Raw genomic sequence first — 3,334 nt, 5'->3', positions numbered from 1 at the left:
TGGGGTGCAACGATCTTCGCGATACTGACCATCGTCGTCCTGCTTGCGGTCGGCGGGGTCCTCGGGGGCGCCGTCTGGATCGAGTCGTCCCTGCACCGGGTCGCGGTGTTCGGCTACGCCGACCGCCCGGCCGCCGGCGCGGGCACCACCTGGCTACTCGTCGGCTCCGACAGCAGGGCCGGGCTCACCCCGGAACAACAAGCCGAACTCACCACCGGTGGCGACCTGGGCAACGGCCGCACCGACACGATCCTGGTGGTGCACATCCCCGCACTCGGCTCATCTGCCCCCACCACCATGGTCTCCATCCCGCGCGACTCCTATGTGGACATTCCCGGCTACGGCAAGGACAAGATCAACGCCGCGTTCGCCGAGGGTGGCGCACCACTGCTGGCCCAGACCGTCGAACAGGCGACCGGTCTGCGCCTGGACCACTACGCCGAAGTGGGGTTCGACGGCTTCGCGGTGGTGGTCGACGCGCTGGGCGGCATCCAGGTGTGCCCGACCGATCCGATCGACGACCCGCTGGCCGGCATCGCCCTGCCGGCGGGCTGCCAGACCCTCGACGGGCGGCAGGCATTGGGGTACGTCCGCAGCCGGGCGACTCCCCGCGCCGACCTGGACCGGATGGTTCATCAGCGGGAGTTCATGGCGGCGATGATGCACCGGGCCGGCAGCGCCGGGGTGTGGCTCAATCCGTGGCGCTGGTATTCGGTACCCGCCGCCGCCGTCGGCTCCTTGACCGTTGACACCGGCGACCACGTCTGGGATCTGGCGCAGCTGGGCTGGGCGTTGCACGGCTCGACGACGGCGCTCACGGTGCCGATCGGCGAGTTCACCTCGAGTGACTCCGGCTCGGTGGTGGTGTGGGACTCCGAGGCGGCCGGCGAGTTGTTCCAGGCGCTGCGAACCGATTCCGCGATCCCGCAGCAGGTGCTGGACGCGCAGCCCTAATCGCCGGGGACGGCCAACGGGTTCTGCAGCCAGGCTTTGGTGCGGCCCGGATGGTTCGTGGCGATCCACCCCACGCCGAGGTCGCGGCAGTAGCCCACGTCCTCGTAGTGGTCGACGGTCCAGCAGTACATCGCGCGTCCCTGGGCGGCGGCCCGGTCCACGAGTTCGGGATGCTCGCGCAGCGTCGCGATCGACGGCCCCACGGCGGTGGCCCCGACGGTCGTGGCGGCGCTTCCGCCGAGATACCGAGACGTCTCACCCAACAGCACGGTCGGCAGCAGCGGCGCCGCCCGGCGGATGCGCCATACTGCGGCAGCCGAGAACGACATCACCACCGCTCGGGACAGGTCCGCCGAGGCCGGCGCCGCGATCCCGTAACGATGCAACAGGGCCAGCACCTTGCTCTCGACCAGCCCGCCGTAGCGGACCGGGTGCTTGGTCTCGATGAACATCTTCACCGGCCGGTTCCAGTCCAGGACCAGCCGGACCAGGTCGTCGAGGGTGAGCAGACCGGTGCCGGTGAGCGAGCCTGGCGCCTCCGAGCTGCTGTGCCACTGACCCCAATCCAGCCGTTTGAGTTCGGCCAGCGTCATCTCACTGACCAGACCGGTGCCGGTCGACGTGCGGTCCACCCGCCGGTCGTGCACGCACACCAGATGGCCGTCGCGGGTCAGCCGGACGTCGCACTCCACCCCGTCGGCGCCTTCGGCCAGCGCGAGCTCGTAGGCGGCCAGCGTGTGCTCGGGGCGGTCGGCCGAAGCGCCGCGGTGGGCGACCACGAAGGGGTGCCCGCCGTGCGGTTCGCCGGCCGATTGCATAGGCCTATGCTGCCGGTTCCTGTTGGTCCGGCTCAACCGCTGGCGGCGATTCGGTCTCGGCGGGCCGTTCCTCGGGCTCGGCGGGCCGATCCTCGCCCACCACCACCCAGCGATGCAGGGGGCGTTCGACGGGCTTACGCACGAAGGCGTCGAACACCTGCCACAACAGCACCAGTACGCCGGCGCCGAGGAGGTAGGCGACGATCACCGTCACGGTGTTGTCGGCGATTCCCTGCGGTTTGGTGGTGAAGCTCGTCGCGATCCCGAAGATCGACACGGCGGTCGAGAGCACCCAGGCGATCCACCAGGCGGTGATCGGCCCGCGCAGCCGCGCCTGGGTCTGCTCGGCGTGCGCGAGCTCGATGACGTAGACGGGCGCCCAGACCAGGTTGACCACCGGCACCAAGCAGCCCGCCCACAGCGCCCAGGTCGGTCGCGGGTCTTCGTGCCCGAGGTGGTGGTAGACGGCCGCGCGCCGCGCGATCAGCCACGACGTGGTGACCACGGCGGTCAGGATCACCGACACGATCGCGGCCAGGCTGATCAACACGCCGAGCCACAACGCCGCGCCGGCCACCAGCGGTGGCAGTAGTGAGGTGCGATTGATCAGCAGCAGCACGTAGCGAACGATGTGGATCGCCGCGGCCAGACCGAAGATGACGCCCGCAGACAGCAGCGCCGCGCGCACGGTGACGGGCGCGGGTCCGTTCTTCACCGCGGTCTCGTGCGCGGGTGGCGGCGCCACCACGTGGTCGCCCAGTCCCCAGCGCGGGATGTAGGTGTAACGCGGCGTCGGTCCGAGCTGACGACGGGGACGGCGCGGTGGGGGTGGCGGACCGGGCCGGACGGCGATCCAGCGGAATCCCGACGGCGGTCGCGGTCCACCACGTGGTGGTCCGGCCGGACGGGCGGGCGGGTGACTCGTGGCGGCCGGGGTCCAGCGCGGATCCGCCGGACCCGACGGCGCCAGCAGTGCACCGTGGCAGCGGGGGCACCAGGTGCGCTGGCGCTCACGCACGTTCCACCGCGTCCCGCACTGGGAGCACACCTGAATCACGCGGACCAGCCTAGCGAGCCGTACCACTGTCTGGAGGGATGCGCCAACGGCGGATTGTGGCACGCGGTGCATCTTCGGCGTTCCGGGACGTGCAGCAATGACTGGACTATCCACAGTTTCCACAGGTTTATCCACAGGTGTCCACGCCGGTGAAGGGGCAGTGAGCGCACGATGTCGCCCCGAAGACGGGCGGTATCTGTGGATAACCCGCCGACCCGAACGCACCCTGATCAACAAGTTCGTGGCGGGCGAGCGAAATCGGTTGGCGCGCTAACCGTCGGGCCGGCTCGGGCGACGCGCCGGGCGACACGCCGACCCGCTTCGAGCAGACTGTGATCTGGAATACCCCACCGCACCCGGGCCAAACCATGGACTCCGCAGGCGGTCGAGCCCAGGGCCTCGGGTCGATTTTCCTCGCGCTAGCTGTTCTTCACGGGTAGGTTGTGAACGCGTAGGCGCTCGATTGGTGTCATTCCGCCGATGCCGGTGTGGGGTCGGTGGTGAT

General features: G+C 70.0%; 3 protein-coding genes. 1 reads left to right on the top strand and 2 read right to left on the bottom strand.

The features are described 5' to 3' along the window. The first annotated feature begins 24 nt into the window (after positions 1-24). The gene (locus tag MSZK_RS13295) at positions 25-954 is read left to right on the top strand and encodes an LCP family protein (RefSeq protein ID WP_099248611.1); all 930 of its coding nucleotides are present in this window, start codon (positions 25-27) and stop codon (positions 952-954) included. Here the strand turns inward: MSZK_RS13295 and MSZK_RS13290 are convergent. Both MSZK_RS13290 and MSZK_RS13285 read right to left on the bottom strand, forming a co-directional pair. Then, positions 951-1,772 carry a glycerophosphodiester phosphodiesterase gene (locus MSZK_RS13290; RefSeq protein ID WP_099248517.1) on the bottom strand — a complete coding sequence of 274 codons (822 nt, stop codon included), beginning with the start codon at positions 1,770-1,772 and terminating at the stop codon, positions 951-953. The two genes, MSZK_RS13295 and MSZK_RS13290, sit on opposite strands and share 4 nt — an antisense overlap. A 4-nt stretch (positions 1,773-1,776) precedes the next feature. After that, positions 1,777-2,829, bottom strand: coding sequence for a DUF4328 domain-containing protein (locus tag MSZK_RS13285; protein ID WP_099248515.1), 1,053 nt, complete (start codon positions 2,827-2,829; stop codon positions 1,777-1,779). Positions 2,830-3,334: the final 505 nt, after the last annotated feature.

Origin of the sequence: Mycobacterium sp. shizuoka-1 (genome assembly GCF_002723835.1) — a bacterium.
Lineage (GTDB): Bacteria > Actinomycetota > Actinomycetes > Mycobacteriales > Mycobacteriaceae > Mycobacterium.
This window is presented reverse-complemented; position numbering and strand designations above follow the sequence as displayed.